The 12,160-nt window shown below is 67.7% G+C and carries 12 protein-coding genes and 1 riboswitch; of the genes, 4 read left to right on the forward strand and 8 right to left on the reverse strand.

Annotation, left to right across the window (positions count from 1 at the left end; translation table 11 throughout):
- Position 1 precedes the first annotated feature (1 nt).
- Both ABIB29_RS16350 and ABIB29_RS16355 read right to left on the reverse strand, forming a co-directional pair.
- On the reverse strand, positions 2-1,387 hold the full coding sequence (locus ABIB29_RS16350) for a glycine--tRNA ligase (RefSeq protein ID WP_354173852.1): 1,386 nt from the start codon (positions 1,385-1,387) through the stop codon (positions 2-4).
- A gap of 182 nt (positions 1,388-1,569) precedes the next feature.
- Entirely contained in the window at positions 1,570-2,562 is a 993-nt protein-coding gene (locus ABIB29_RS16355) for a DMT family transporter (protein ID WP_354173853.1), read from the reverse strand.
- A 33-nt stretch (positions 2,563-2,595) separates the two neighbouring features.
- Here ABIB29_RS16355 and ABIB29_RS16360 point away from each other — a divergent pair, with 33 nt between their 5' ends.
- Positions 2,596-2,832, forward strand: a complete 237-nt coding sequence (locus ABIB29_RS16360; RefSeq protein WP_354173854.1) for an RNA-binding S4 domain-containing protein — start codon at positions 2,596-2,598, stop codon at positions 2,830-2,832.
- Between the two features lie 42 nt (positions 2,833-2,874).
- Here the strand turns inward: ABIB29_RS16360 and ABIB29_RS16365 are convergent, their stop codons facing one another.
- Complete coding sequence (locus ABIB29_RS16365; protein ID WP_354173855.1) at positions 2,875-3,525, reverse strand: alpha/beta hydrolase; 651 nt, start codon at positions 3,523-3,525, stop codon at positions 2,875-2,877.
- Positions 3,526-3,595: 70 nt separating this feature from the next.
- On the opposite strand from ABIB29_RS16365, the gene ABIB29_RS16370 reads away from it, so the two are divergent.
- Both ABIB29_RS16370 and ABIB29_RS16375 read left to right on the forward strand, forming a co-directional pair.
- Entirely contained in the window at positions 3,596-4,471 is an 876-nt protein-coding gene (locus tag ABIB29_RS16370) for an SGNH/GDSL hydrolase family protein (protein WP_354173856.1), read from the forward strand.
- A 135-nt stretch (positions 4,472-4,606) separates the two neighbouring features.
- Positions 4,607-5,191 (forward strand): hypothetical protein, encoded by a 585-nt coding sequence (locus tag ABIB29_RS16375; protein WP_354173857.1) that lies wholly within the window; start codon positions 4,607-4,609, stop codon positions 5,189-5,191.
- Positions 5,192-5,285: 94 nt separating this feature from the next.
- Here ABIB29_RS16375 and ABIB29_RS16380 read toward each other — a convergent pair whose 3' ends face one another.
- Together ABIB29_RS16380 and mmsB are read right to left on the reverse strand one after the other, a co-directional pair.
- Positions 5,286-6,770 carry a CoA-acylating methylmalonate-semialdehyde dehydrogenase gene (locus ABIB29_RS16380; protein WP_354173858.1) on the reverse strand — a complete coding sequence of 495 codons (1,485 nt, stop codon included), beginning with the start codon at positions 6,768-6,770 and terminating at the stop codon, positions 5,286-5,288.
- A 77-nt stretch (positions 6,771-6,847) separates the two neighbouring features.
- Complete coding sequence (gene mmsB / locus ABIB29_RS16385; RefSeq protein WP_354173859.1) at positions 6,848-7,750, reverse strand: 3-hydroxyisobutyrate dehydrogenase; 903 nt, start codon at positions 7,748-7,750, stop codon at positions 6,848-6,850.
- Positions 7,751-7,909: 159 nt separating this feature from the next.
- Between mmsB and ABIB29_RS16390 the strand changes: the two genes are divergently transcribed.
- Positions 7,910-8,809 (forward strand): LysR family transcriptional regulator, encoded by a 900-nt coding sequence (locus tag ABIB29_RS16390; protein ID WP_354173876.1) that lies wholly within the window; start codon positions 7,910-7,912, stop codon positions 8,807-8,809.
- Between the two features lie 103 nt (positions 8,810-8,912).
- On the opposite strand, the gene ABIB29_RS16395 is transcribed toward ABIB29_RS16390, so the two are convergent.
- The 3 genes from ABIB29_RS16395 to metX form a co-directional block, all read right to left on the reverse strand.
- Positions 8,913-10,295 carry an MFS transporter gene (locus tag ABIB29_RS16395; protein WP_354173860.1) on the reverse strand — a complete coding sequence of 461 codons (1,383 nt, stop codon included), beginning with the start codon at positions 10,293-10,295 and terminating at the stop codon, positions 8,913-8,915.
- A gap of 162 nt (positions 10,296-10,457) precedes the next feature.
- Positions 10,458-10,601 (reverse strand): mycothiol transferase, encoded by a 144-nt coding sequence (locus tag ABIB29_RS16400; protein ID WP_354173861.1) that lies wholly within the window; start codon positions 10,599-10,601, stop codon positions 10,458-10,460.
- Positions 10,602-10,642: 41 nt separating this feature from the next.
- Positions 10,643-11,821 (reverse strand): homoserine O-acetyltransferase MetX, encoded by a 1,179-nt coding sequence (gene metX, locus ABIB29_RS16405; RefSeq protein WP_354173862.1) that lies wholly within the window; start codon positions 11,819-11,821, stop codon positions 10,643-10,645.
- 11 nt (positions 11,822-11,832) lie between these two features.
- Positions 11,833-11,948, reverse strand: a riboswitch (SAM riboswitch).
- Positions 11,949-12,160 lie beyond the last annotated feature (212 nt).

Below are 12,160 nucleotides of genomic sequence, written 5' to 3' on the forward strand. Positions count from 1 at the left end.
ATCAGGCGCCGATCAGCCGTGCGGCCAGGTAGCCCTCCACCTTGTCCAGGGAGACGCGTTCCTGGCTCATGGTGTCGCGTTCGCGGATCGTGACGGCCTGGTCGTCCAGGGTCTCGAAGTCCACGGTGATGCAGAACGGGGTGCCGATCTCGTCCTGGCGTCGGTAGCGGCGGCCGATGGCGCCGGCGTCGTCGAACTCGATGTTCCAGTTCTTGCGCAGCTGGGCGGCGAGGTCCTTGGCCTTCGGGGACAGGTCCTCGTTGCGGCTCAGCGGCAGCACGGCGGCCTTGACCGGGGCCAGGCGCGGATCGAGCTTGAGCACGGTGCGGATGTCGACGCCGCCCTTGGCGTTGGGCGCCTCGTCCTCGGTGTACGCGTCGATCATAAAAGCCATAAAGGAGCGGGTGAGGCCGGCGGCGGGTTCGATCACGTACGGGGTGTAGCGCTCGTTGGTGGCCTGGTTGAAGTAGCTCAGGTCCTGGCCGGAGGCCTTGGAGTGCGTGGACAGGTCGAAGTCCGTGCGGTTGGCGATGCCCTCGAGCTCTCCCCACTCGGAGCCGTGGAACCCGAAGCGGTATTCAATGTCCGTGGTGCCCTTGGAGTAGTGGCTGAGCTTTTCCAGCGGGTGCTCGAAGAAGCGCAGGTTGTCCGCCCGGATGCCGAGGCCGGTGTACCAGGACATCCGCTCCTTCATCCAGTACTGGTGCCACTGCTCGTCGGTGCCGGGCTCGACGAAGAATTCCATTTCCATCTGCTCGAACTCACGGGTGCGGAAGATGAAGTTGCCCGGGGTGATCTCGTTGCGGAAGGACTTGCCGATCTGGCCGATCCCGAACGGGGGCTTCTTGCGGGAGGTGGTGAGGACGTTGGAAAAGTTCACGAAGATGCCCTGGGCCGTCTCGGGGCGCAGGTAGTGCAGGCCCTCTTCGCTGGCCACCGGGCCGAGGTAGGTCTTGAGCAGGCCGGAGAATTCCTGGGGTTCGGTCCATTCGCCGCGGGTGCCGCAGTTGGCGCAGGCGATGTCCTTGAGGCCGTTCTCGGCGGGACGGCCCTTCTTCTCCTCGTATTCTTCCTCGAGGTGGTCGGCGCGGTAGCGCTTGTGGCAGGAGAGGCACTCGACCAGCGGGTCGGAGAACACGTCGACGTGGCCGGACGCTTCCCAGACCTGGCGCGGCAGGATGACGGAGGAATCCAGGCCGACGACGTCTTCGCGGCCGCGGACCACGGACTGCCACCACTGGCGCTTGATGTTTTCCTTCAGCTCAGCACCGAGGGGGCCGTAGTCCCAGGCAGAACGCGAGCCACCATAGATTTCACCGGCCTGGAATACGAAACCCCGGCGCTTGGCGAGGGAAATGATCTGGTCGAGGACGGATTTTGCTGCCATGGGAACTCCACTTTCTACAGGGCCGCTGGGTGCGGTCCGCGGTTTCAGCCCCGGGACCCCGGCTGGTTGCCGGACGGGGCACTACAAAACGCAAATTTTAAGCACAAATATGCACACGCACCAAGCCCACATCCCGGGAGGGGTGGTCAATGATGGCGGTGCAGGAAGCTGCGCCTCCTAGCCTACCGGCCTGTTGGCTCCCGGCGCCCCCGCGCCAGGGCCCCCTTGGGCCAGGGCAGGCTGGCGAGCACAATCGCAGCGAGGGTCAGCAGGGTGCCGAGCACGGTGGGCAGCGCCACCACGGTACCGGGCGCCGGGAGCGCCAGGTCCAGTCCCAGCGAGCCCAGCAGCTGGCCCGCGATCATGCCGAGTCCGGTCACCAGTACGCCCAGGCTGCGGACCAGCAGGGCTCCGACGCCGATAAAAACACAGCCCATGGGCCCGCCCAGGTAGTACCACCACTCCCCCGGCAGCGCGTTGCCCGGTCCCGCGACGGCGACCTTGACCAGCCAGGCAGCCCAGAGCACCACCGCGCCGGCGACGAAGTTCATCAAGGTCGCGGCGATGGGCGTGCCGTAGTGCACGGCGGCTGTGCCGTTCATGGCCTGCTGGAAGCTCATCAGGAAGCCGGCAAGAACGGGAAGGAGCACCGGAACGACCAGCTCCCCAGGCCCGGGACCGGCGCCGGAGAAGCGTGGCGATACCGCCCAGGCGACGGCGGCGACGGTCAGGATGCTGCCGATCACCCGGATGCCGGTGATGGACCTCCTGCCGGCCGGCCCGATCCCCATCCGGTCCACCAGGAGCCCGCTGAGGGTCTGCCCGGTCACGGTGGCGACGGTAAACAGGGCTACCCCCAGCAGACCCACCGTGGTGGACTGTGCGAAGACGAAGAACCCGCCGATGCAGCCGGCCAGGACGTAGTAGGGCGGGAACTGACGCTCCTGGACCGCCGGCAGGATCCGCCGCAGCCCGTCCCGGCCGCGTGGCAGCGCCAGCGACACGGCGATCATCAGCACCAGCCCGGTGGTGAAGCTCACCACCGCGGCGGCGATTCCGTCCGCGAGCGCCACCCCCAGCGCGCCGTTGATCCTGCCCTGCATGGGCATGAGCAGCCCCGCAGCCACGGCGAGGGGCAACCCGGCGAAGAACGGAAGCCGGGGCTTGTGCGTCATTGTTGCCACCTTATGTCAGGCATCATTGCTTGTATGAGCAACCCGGAAATTGAAGAGATCCCCATCCGCGACGACATGATCCGGCTCGGCCAGCTCCTGAAGCTGGCCAGCCTGGTCGAGGACGGGGTGGAGGCCGCGGAGCTGATCAAGAGCGGGCTCGTGAAGGTCAACGGTGAGATCGACGAGCGCCGCGGCCGCCAGCTCCACCACGGCGACACCGTGACCGTGAACGGCCGGACCGTGCGGATCGCAACGCCCGCCGGAGCCTGACTCCGGCGCTAAACGCCGGGCGGGCCGCCCGTCGTCGTGCGGCTACTTGGTCAGCACCCCATGGGTGAGGAACTCGGAGACGTGCCCGATTTCCTGCTGGTTGATGCCGTGCCACATGCCGGTGTAGAGCACCTTGGTGAGCTTCACGTGCTTGCGCACCCAGCCCATCGTGAAGTCGATCTTGTCCGGTGTGATCACCGGATCCTGCTGGTCGCGGCCCCAGAACACCGGTACCGTCCCGTCCAGTTCGGCGTCGTGGAAGCTGGGGTCACCGCCGGCGTCGACCGCAAACCCGGACAGCCCGACGACGGCGGCGTAGTCCGCGGGCCGCCGCCGGAGCAACGTGGTAGCCAGCGCCATGCCCATCGAAAAGCCCAGCAGCGTCACGGACGGGTGGTTCGGCCGGACCGTGTCCAGCCAGTCCTCCACGTAGGCGGCGCCATCCTTGACCGCGTCGAGGGAGTAGTCGACCGACGCTGTCAGCGGGAACCAGGTGAACCCTGCGCCGGACACCATCGGAGCGCGCACCGAGGCCACCGCAAAATCCTGCGGCAGCAGCTCCGCCAGGCTCAGGAGATCCTCTTCGTTGGCCCCGTAGCCGTGCAGCAGGACCAGGAGCGGCTTTCCGGCCCGCTCCTCCTCGGGCTTGGACCATAGGACAACGGGGGCGGGGAAGGCAGCGGCTTCAGTCATGGGTCCATTCTTACAGTTACCCGCAGGTAACAACCTACGGTGGCGTAGCGTTGCCGGAAGAGGGCACGATATGAAGGTGAGCGAAACCGAAGCCCTCGAGAACTCTCCAGAGAACCCCGTGACCCACCCCTGGACCCGCTATGTGGCCATGGGCGACTCCTTCACCGAAGGCATTGGCGATCCTGAGCCGGCGAGCCCCGGGGGCCACCGGGGCTGGGCGGACCGGGTGGCCGAGGAGCTGAGCCGCGGGCACGAGGACTTCGCCTACGCCAACCTCGCCGTCCGGGGCCGGCTCCTGCAGCAGGTCGTGGACCAGCAGCTGGCCCACTGCCTGTCCCTCCGGCCCGACCTGGTGACACTGTCCGCCGGCGGGAACGACCTGATCCGCCCCGGCGGGGATCCGGATGCCCTGGCCGAGAAGCTGGACTCGGTGGTGCAGATCCTCACCCTGGCCGGCGCCACGGTGGTCCTTTTCAACGGTCCCGACACCGGTTCGTCCGTGCTGGGCCGGGTGCGCAGCAAAGTGGCCATCTACAACGAGAACCTCCGCACCATCGCAGCCCGCCATGACGCCATCATCGCCGACATGTGGTCCCTGCGGCAGCTGAACGATCCGCAGATGTGGGATGCGGACCGGCTGCATTTCTCACCGCTGGGCCATCACACCATCGCGGCCATGGTCCTTGATTCGCTCAACGTCGAGCACACCCTCGAACCGCTCTCCCCCAAGCCCCTGCCGCAGCGCAGCTGGCGGCAGGCACGGTCCGGTGATCTGGTCTGGGCGCGCGAACACTTCGTGCCCTGGGTGGTCCGCCGGCTCCGGAACCGTTCCTCCGGCGACGGCATCACGGCCAAGCGGCCCCTCCCGGGGCCGGTCTTCGGCCCCGGGGTGCCGCTCGGCTCGGGCGAGGGTCCGCCCGGCGCCGAAGAGCCGGTGCGCTCCTGACCGGGGCCCGGCCGGGCACCCGGGAGCCGGCGGCCTGGCGGCCGGGCACCACGATCCGGGTGTGGGCGTTAAGCTGGAAGAACACTTCCTGAGAGGCCCGGTACCGTGAACAGTATGTTCTTTTGGATCATAGTTTTGTCATTCCTGATCCCGATGGCGATGCGCTATTACAAGAAGTCGATGCGCGGCCGGAACCAGAACCAGGGCATGCCCGGCGGCCCGGACCAGTTCGGGCAGTTCCCCGGCGACGCTCCCGGCCACTACCCGGGACCGCAGAACAAGCAGCCGCGTGACGGGTTCACCCAGCGGGACTACTACGGGGCCTTCGGCCAGCTCGGCGCCCCTCAGCAGCCCGCTCCGCCTGCCAACCAGCCGTACCCGGGCGAGACGTACCCCGGGCAGCCGTACCCGGGCCAGACGTACCCCGGGCAGCCGTACCCGGGCCAGCAGGGCTACCAGCCTCCCGTCCCCTATGAGGACAGCCCGGGGTACCCCGGCAACCAGCAGTCCAACACTCCGCAGTCCAGCACCCCGCAGTCCAGCTCCTGGCAGCCCGGCGGCCAGCAGCCGTCGGGCCCCGCGGTACCCCCGCCGCCGTCGCCGTCGGCCCCGCAGGGCTTCCGGGCGCGCAAGCTCGCGGAGCTGGACCAGCGGTACAGCGAGGGCGAGCTCAGCATGGATGACTACATGGCCCAGCGCGCGGAGATCATGAAGGGCTGACCCCCACCGGAAACAACGCGGGGTCACTTTCCGCCCATAATCCAGTCGTGGATGGGCGGAAGGTGACCCCGCGTTGCTTTTTGGCGGTGTGGCGTCAGTCGACCTGGGGGAAGCCGAGGTCGATCACCGAGGTGGACGGGTCCGGCCAGCGGGTGGTGACCACCTTGCCGCGGGTGTAGAAGCGGATGCTCTCCGGGCCGTACATGTGGGTGTCGCCGAAGAGCGAGTTCTTCCATCCGCCGAAGGAAAAGGTTCCCACCGGAACCGGGATCGGCACATTGACGCCCACCATGCCGGCCTCGACGTCGAACTCGAACTGCCGCGCGGCGCCGCCGTCGCGGGTGAAGATCGCCACACCGTTGCCGAACTCGTTGTCGTTGACGAGCTTGACGGCGTCGGCGTAGCTCTCGACGCGGACCACGGACAGGACCGGGCCGAAGATCTCGTCGTCGTAGACCTTCATGCCGGGCTTGACGTGGTCAACCAGGCTGACGCCGATGAAGAAGCCGTTGGAGTCGAACTTCTGGTCCCGGCCGTCCACCACCACGGTGGCGCCTTCCTGGGCCGCGCCGGCGACATAGGAGGCGACCTTGTCGCGGTGCTCCGCGGTGATGAGCGGGCCCATCTGCGACGCCGGGTCGGTCCCGGGACCGATCTTTAGCGTGCCCATCCGGGTGGTGATGGCCTCGACGAGCTCATCGGCGATGTTGCCGACGGCGACCAGGACGCTGACTGCCATGCAGCGCTCGCCGGCAGAGCCGTACGCGGCGGACACGGCGGCGTCGGCGGCCATGTTCAGGTCCGCGTCCGGCAGGACCACCATGTGGTTCTTGGCACCGCCCAGGGCCTGCACACGCTTGCCGTGATCGGCGGCGCGCTTGTAGATGGACTGGGCGATCGGCGTCGAGCCGACGAAGCTGATGGCCTTGACGTCCGGGTGTTCGAGCAGCACGTCAACGGCTTCCTTGTCGCCGTGCACGACGTTGAGGACACCGGAGGGCAGGCCGGCCTCGGCGAAGACCTGCGCGATGAAGATGGCCGAGGACGGGTCCTTTTCGCTGGGCTTGAGCAGTACGGTGTTGCCGCAGGCCAGGGCGCTGCCGATCATCCACAGCGGCACCATGGCCGGGAAGTTGAACGGTGTGATGCAGGCGACCACACCGACCGGCTGGCGCACCGAGTGGACGTCGACGCCGCCGGCCACCTGTTCGGAGCGCTCACCCTTGAGGGCGTGGGACAGCCCGGTGGCGAACTCGATGTTCTCCAGGCCGCGGGTGATTTCGCCCTCGGCGTCGGAGAGGACCTTGCCGTGCTCGCTGGTCAGGAGTGCGGCCAGTTCGGGCCGGCGCTGCATCATCAGTTCGCGGACCTTGAAGAAGATGTTGGTGCGCTTGGCAAGGCTGGTGGCGCGCCAGCCGGGCAGGGCGGCGCGGGCGGCCTCGATGGCCTCCTCGACGCGGGCGGCGGAGGCCAGGGCGACCTCCTTCTCCTGCTCGCCGGTGGCCGGGTTGAAGACGGGGCCGTAGCGCTCGGCGTCGGAAATCAGGGCGCCGTTGATGAAGTGCGGAATGCGTTCCATGGGGTGGGTCTCTTTCGTGTGGTGCAGGTTCAGGGTATGCAGCGGGCTGCAGGGCAGGGTGACTGCTTGGAGGGTGGCTACTTGGCCGTGTCGAGGGTGCCGTCGACCAGCTTGACGATCGCGGAGCAGTCCATGCCGGCCTTCCCGGAGTCGATAAGGCGCTGGAAGAGCTGCTGGACGTGCTCGCCGATTTCCAGCGGGGTGCCGGTGTCCCGTGCCGCGCTGATGGCAAGTCCGATGTCCTTGTTGGCCAGTTCGGTGGTGAAGGTCGGGGCGAAGTCGTTGTTGGAGGCCGCGGTGGGCACCACTCCGGCTACCGGGTACCAGGTGCGCAGGGCCCAGCTGTCGCCGGAGGACACGGAGGCGATGTCCCAGAAGACCTGCTTGTCCAGTCCGAGCCGGTCCGCCAGCACCGCGCCTTCCGCGGTCGAGGCCAGGTTGATGAAGAGCATGAGGTTGTTGCAGATTTTCGCGGCCTGGCCGGTTGTGGCGCCGCCGGTGGGGATGATGTTCGCCGCCATCGGCTTGATGTATTCCGTGGCCTCGGCCACGGCACCTTCCTCACCGCCGATCATGAACGTCAGCGTGGCGGCCTTCGCCCCGCTCATGCCGCCGGAGACCGGGGCGTCGACGAAGCGGAAGCCGGCGGCAGCGGCGGCGTCGTGCAGGGCCTGGGCGGAGGCGATGTCGATCGTCGAGGAATCCACCAGCAGCGTGCGCGTGTCCGCGTGGGCCAGGACGCCGTCGTCGCCAAGGTAGACGGCGCGGGCGTGCTCACCCTTGGGAAGCATCGTGAAGACGACGTCGGCGCCGTCGACCGCTTCGGCGATGCTTCCGGCGGGCTTGACCCCGCCGGCGACGGCGGCGGCAACGGCCTCGGCATTGAGGTCGAATCCGCGGACGTCGTGGCCTGCCGTGACGAGGTTCACCGACATGGACCCGCCCATGTTCCCCAGTCCGATCCAAGCGATTACTGCCATGGCATAAGCTCCTTTGCTTTGCGTGGTGCGTGTGATCCGGCCTTTTGGCGGATGTTCCGTGTCAAGCATCACACCCTGCTACAGTGCAATCAAGGGAAAAAACTACAGATGCTATGTGCATGGATGCACATAGCTGGATTCAGAGGAGTTCTTGTGGACTTGCGGCGGCTTCCGAGTCCGGACGACCTGCTGATCCTGCTGACCGTGGCACGGCTGGGCAGGTTCAACGCCGTGGCGGAGACCCTCGGCACCACCCACACGACCATCTCCCGCCGGATCCTGGCGCTGGACAAACAGCTGGGCGGGCGCACCCTGGAGCGGAGCCCGCACGGCTGGGAGCTGACGGATCTGGGCCAGGAGGCCGTGGCAGCGGCCGAGGCGATCGAAGGCACCCTCGGGGCGCTCACGAACCGGATCGCGCAGTCCGAGGACGTGCTCTCCGGGCTGGTCCGGATCAGCACCCCGGACGGCTTCGGCGCCGAATTCGTCGCTCCGGCGCTCGTCCGGCTGCAACAGGGCCATCCGCTGCTCAACGTCGAGATCCTCAGCGCCACCCGCAAGGTCAGCCAGAACCGGTCCGGAGTGGACCTTGAGGTGGTGGTGGGCAATCTGGACGTCAGCAATGCGCAGGCCATCTTCCTGTCCAACTACTTCCTCCGGCTCTATGCCAGCCCGCAGTACGCCCGCGAACACGGCCTGCCGGTGACGCTCGACGACGTCCGGCAGCACGGCTTTGTCTCCTATGTGGAATCGGCGCTCCAGGTCGCCGAACTTGGCCACCGCTCCACGCAGCTTCCCGTGCCGCGCTCCAGCTTCCAGGCCACCAGCATCTTTGCGCAGCTGGAGGCTGTCCGGCGGGGCGCCGGGATCGGCCTGCTGCCCAACTTCCTGGCGGTCGGCGACCCGAATTTCCTGCCGGTGCTGCCGGACGATTTCCAGCGGCAGCTTCCGATCTGGGCGGTGGCACGCGCTGAATCGCTGCGGTCGGCCCCCGTGCAGGCCGTCCTCGACGCGGTGCGGACGGAGATCTCCGAGCGCCAGGAAGTCCTGGCAGGCTGAGCCGCCCCAACAGCAACAGCCCGGCCCCCGCGTTGCGGGGACCGGGCTGTTGTTGCTGCGCATAACGTCTTAGCGGTTACTTTCGCCTGTTACTTCGTGCCCGTTATTTTTTGCTGGCAGCCAGGAGTTCCGCGGTGCCCTGGGCATCGGCGGCGTCGATGTCGTGCAGCGAGACGCCGCGGGTTTCCTTGAGGAAGAACACCGCCACAATCGTCACGAGGCAGGCGCCCAGCAGGTAGATGGCCACCGGGGTGGAGGACTTGAACTGGCTCAGCAGCGCCGCGGCGATGATCGGGGCCATGGAACCGGCCACGATCGAAGTGACCTGGTAGCCCAGGGAGACGCCGGAGTAGCGCATCCGGGTGGGGAACATCTCGGCCATGATGGCCGGCTGGCCGGCGTACATCAGGGCGTGGAAGATCAGGCCGATCGTGATGGCGGCGAGGATGATGAGGTCGTTCTTGGTGTCCATCATCGGGAAGGCAAAGAAGCCCCAGGTGCCACCCAGGACAGCGCCGGCCATGTAGACCGGCTTGCGGCCAAAGTGGTCCGACATGCGGCCGACCATGGGAACCACGGCGAAGTGGATTGCGTGCGCCACGAGCAGCAGGAGCAGGATCCGGGAGGTGTCCGTCTGCACAATGACCTTCAGGTACGTGATCGAGAAGGTAACCACCAGGTAGTAGAGGATGTTCTCCGCGAACCGCAGTCCCATCGCGGTGAAGACGCCGCGCGGGTAGCGGCGGAACACTTCGCCGACGCCGTAGCCCTTCTTTTCGACGGTGACTTCCTTCTGGGCTTCCAGGAAGATGGGGGCGTCCGTGACCTTGGTCCGGATGTAGTAGCCGACCAGCACGATCACGGCGGAGAGCCAGAAGGCCACGCGCCAGCCCCAGCTGAGGAAGTCAGCAGAGGACAGCGTGGAGGACAGGGTGAACAGCACGCCCGTGGCGAGGAGGTTGCCCAACGGAACGGCGGACTGCGGCCAGCTGGCCCAGAAGCCGCGGGACTTGCTGGGGCTGTGCTCGGCGACGAGGAGGACTGCGCCACCCCATTCACCGCCGACGGCGAAGCCCTGGGCGAAGCGCAGGAACACCAGGAGGGCCGGTGCCCAGTAGCCGATCTGCTGGAAGGTGGGGAGGCAGCCCATCAGGAAGGTGGAGACACCGACCAGGATGATGCTGAGCTGGAGCAGCTGCTTGCGGCCGAACTTGTCGCCGAAGTGGCCGAAGACAATGCCGCCGATCGGGCGGGCGACGAAGCCCACGGCGTACGTGAGGAAGGCGGCGATGATGCCGTCCAGTTCCGTGCCGGAGTTGGGGAAGAACGTCTTGCCGAAGACGAGGGTGGCGGCCGAGGCGTAGAGGAAGAACTCATACCATTCGACAACGGTGCCGGCCATGGAGGCCGTTACTACCTTCTTCAGTCCGGACGACTTGACGTCTTCCTCTTCCGGGCGCCTGGCGGCGGCGTTTTGCGTACTCATTTCGACTCCTTCGGTGTCTCCGTCGACACCCTATGGACCTCTGGGCTATGGATGCCTGTGATTTGTGACACGCGGCATCATTCTCAACGAGTATGGACGCTCCCGCCCGTGGCCTCAACGGCCATTAGTGCAGAGCGCATCTGCAAAAATGCACAATTGGCCTCATTCCCCGGTGCTTCCGTCCACGGATTCGCGCAGGACATCGGCATGGCCGTTATGCCGCGCGTATGCCTCGATCAGGGTCAAGGTGGAGGCGGAGGTCTTCGCGTTGAGGCCGTCGGATTCCAGGCTAGCCCCGGGCCGCACGGAACCTCCCGCCGGTCCAGCAGAATTCGACCCCCAGTGGTCTAGCCGAAGAAGTGGCGCCGGAGCTGGCTTTTGAGCTGGCCGATCTCGGTCAGGAAACCGTCGTGTCCGATCGGCGCCTCGATGGTGTGCACGGCAACCTCGCCCGGCAGGGCAGCGGCGAGCGCATGGGACTGGGCCGGGAAGTAGAGCCGGTCCGAGTCGACGGCTGCCAGCAGGAACTCGGCCGTGGCAGGAGCCAGCGCGTCGGCGAGGGTGCCGCGGCCGCGGCTGATGTCATGGCTCATGAGCGCCTCGGTGATGGCGATGTAGCTGTTCGCGTCGAAGCGGCGGACCAGTTTGTTGCCCTGGTGGTCGAGGTAGCTCTCCACCTGGTAGCGGCCGCGCCCGGCGAGGGATCCGGCTTCCAGCGGAGCCTCGGAGTCCTGGGCGTTCCGGCCGAAGCGTTCGTCCAGCTCCGCGGCCGAACGGTAGGTGATGTGCGCGATCCGCCGCGCCAGGGCCAGGCCCGCTTCCGGTTCCGGGCCTCCGTAGTAGTCCCCGCCGTTGAAGTTGGGGTCCTGCCGGATGGCGAGCGTCTGCGCCTGGGCAAAAGCGATCTGTTCGGCCGTGCTGCTGGCTCCGACCGAGATCACCCCGCAGCGCCGGACCCGCTCCGGGTAGCTGACGGCCCACTCGAGGGCACGAGCCCCGCCCAGGGAACCGCCCAGCACGGCGTACCAGCTCCGGATGCCCAGGGCATCGGCCAGCCTGGCCTCGGCCTCGGTGGTGTCCCGCAGCGTGACGAGCGGGAACCGCGAGCCCCAGGGCTTTCCGTCGGGCGCTGCCGACGACGGGCCCGTGGAGCCGTAGCAGCCGCCGAGGATGTTGATCGAGACGACGAAGTACTCCTCCGTGTCCACCGGTGCGCCGGGGCCGGCGAGCTGCTCCCACCAACCCGGCTCCTCGCTGGCGCCCCGCGTGACGTGGGTGTCCCCCGTCAGCGCATGCTCGATCAGCACGGCATTGGAGCGGTCCGCGTTGAGGATCCCCCAGGTCTCGTAGCCGAGGGTGACGTCCGGCAGCCGGGCCCCGGATTCGAGCTCAAGGTCGCCGATCCGGAGGTATCGGACCGTCCCGTCCGGGACGCCGCCGTCCGGGGCAGTATCACCCGGGACCGGGGCATGGGGGCGGGAGGTCTTGCTTTCAGGTGCACCCTGGCGGGTGGCGGCAATCGTCATGTGAGGACCTAACTTCGCGCTTGCCCGCCGTCAGCTGACCGGCGGGCCAGGTCTTCACCCGGGGCACCCCGCCGCAAAAGGAGGGTTGCCGGCCAGCAAGCCGGGGCTGTTGCTGGCACTCATGACCTCCACTGAGTCTACGAAATGTGGCGGCCCGGTGGCGAAGATTGTGACGAACTTATGACTCGCCGCGTTCACCCGGCGTTATCCCGGGGCCCCGGGGGGGGGGCCCCCCCGGGGGGGGGGGGGGGGGCGCCGGGGGGGGGGGGGGGGGCCGGGGGGGGGGGGGGCCCCGCCCCCCCCGCGGCGGCGGGGGGGCGCGGGGCCACCCCCCGCGGC

Origin of the sequence: Arthrobacter sp. UYEF36 (genome assembly GCF_040547025.1) — a bacterium.
Taxonomy (GTDB): domain Bacteria; phylum Actinomycetota; class Actinomycetes; order Actinomycetales; family Micrococcaceae; genus Arthrobacter.